2 protein-coding genes are annotated in these 1,745 nt (G+C 63.3%); one reads left to right on the top strand and one right to left on the bottom strand.

Annotation, left to right across the window (positions count from 1 at the left end):
- A partial coding sequence (locus RMO81_RS01495; RefSeq protein WP_310473958.1) for a helix-turn-helix domain-containing protein occupies nucleotides 1–829 on the bottom strand: 829 nt, incomplete at its 3' end.
- A 149-nt stretch (nucleotides 830–978) separates the two neighbouring features.
- On the opposite strand from RMO81_RS01495, the gene RMO81_RS01490 reads away from it, so the two are divergent.
- Nucleotides 979–1,745 (top strand): isocitrate lyase (locus RMO81_RS01490; RefSeq protein ID WP_310473956.1); only part of this gene is annotated, 767 nt, incomplete at its 3' end.

The raw sequence follows: 1,745 nt of genomic DNA, 5'->3' as shown, positions 1-1,745 counted from the left end.
CGGCGGCATATTTGCCCAGCGCCACCGTGCAGGCGCGGGCCGCCAGCGGGTCGCTGATACCAGCACTGGCGATGGTATCGGCAATTTCGGATTTCAGCTCGATCAGCGCCAGTTGCACGGCGGCGGCAAAGCCCCGGCTGGCGGCATCAAGTGATTCCGACAACTGCAACTGCCGGGCGTGCAGATCGAGCCGACGCAGCTGGCCGGGCAGCACTTCGGCCGGCAGCGCCCGCACCGTAATGGCGTGGCGGGCGCGCAGCCGATCGACCACGGCGGCGTTGAGATCGGGGCCGGACAGGCGAAGTTCGTCGGCCAGCTTTTCGGCAGCTTCATCGAGCGCCGGGAAATAATTGCCGGCACCATCGATGAGCGCGTTGACCGCCGCCAATGGGCCAGGCGGCGCTGGCGCCGCGGCAACCGCCGGTGCAGCCGCCGCCAGCCGCAGCAGGGCGTGGGCAATGCCGGGGGCGCGCGCGGCGAGATCCCGCAACTCGGTGCGCGGCACATCGATGCCGATCAGGCGCGGATCGGTGAACAGTTTTGACAAGTCGTCAACCAGCTCGCCTTCGCCATCACCGGTCAGGCCGCGGATATCGAGATCATAATTCTGCGCGAGTTTCAGCAGGAAGCTGGCCGACAGCGGGCGCTGGTCGCGCTCGATCAGATTGAGGTAAGATACGGAAACACCGAGATCATTGGCCATCCGCGTTTGCGTCAGGCCGCGCGCCGTGCGTAGCCGGCGCACGCGCGCCCCAGCAAAGATCTTGCGGCCATTGCCCAGCGATTCCGGCAAGGCCGGCGCGGCGATCGAGGCAGGAAAGTCTGTCAATATTTTTACAATTTCACAAGCTTTCGCGGCGAAAATGAGACATTTACACACGATTTCTTGACAGAATCGCGTTGACCAGCCGGTAGCGGACGCGCAGGGCTTTGACAAGTTTTACCGGCAACCGCCGTATTGTCTGCAAAGGAGTGCGTATGAGCTATCAATCCGAAGTGTCCGCTGCCACAGCCGCCATTGCCGGCAAAGCCGGATGGCAAGCGATCAGTGGCGAGGCCGTTGCCCGCATGCGCCTGCAGAACCGATTCCAGTCCGGTCTCGACATCGCGCGTTATACCGCGGCGATCATGCGCCGCGACATGGCGGCCTATGACGCCAATCCCGCCAGCTACACCCAGTCGCTGGGCTGCTGGCACGGCTTCATAGGCCAGCAGAAGCTGATTTCGATCAAGAAGCACTTCGGCACCACCGACAAGCGCTACCTGTATCTGTCGGGCTGGATGATCGCCGCCCTGCGCAGCGAGTTCGGCCCGCTGCCCGACCAGTCCATGCACGAGAAGACCAGCGTGCCGGCGCTGATCGAGGAATTGTACACTTTCCTGCGCCAGGCTGATGCCCGCGAACTGGGCGGCCTGTTCCGCGATCTTGATGCCGCCCATGCTGCCGGCGATGCCGTGAAGGCCAAGGCGGTGGAGAACCAGATCGACAATTTCCAGACGCACGTCGTGCCGATCATCGCCGATATCGATGCCGGTTTCGGCAACGCGGAAGCCACCTATCTGCTGGCCAAGAAGATGATCGAAGCCGGTGCCTGCGCGCTGCAGATCGAAAACCAGGTTTCCGATGAAAAGCAGTGCGGCCACCAGGACGGCAAGGTGACGGTGCCGCACGAAGACTTCGTCGCCAAGATCCGCGCCATCCGTTACGCCTTCCTGGAACTGGGCGTGGAAGACGGCATCATCGT

The sequence above is a fragment of the Sandarakinorhabdus sp. genome (assembly GCF_031422795.1).
Taxonomy (GTDB): Bacteria; Pseudomonadota; Alphaproteobacteria; order Sphingomonadales; family Sphingomonadaceae; genus Sandarakinorhabdus.
The sequence above is the reverse complement of the archived record's forward strand: the minus strand, read 5'-3'. Positions and strand labels throughout refer to the sequence as shown.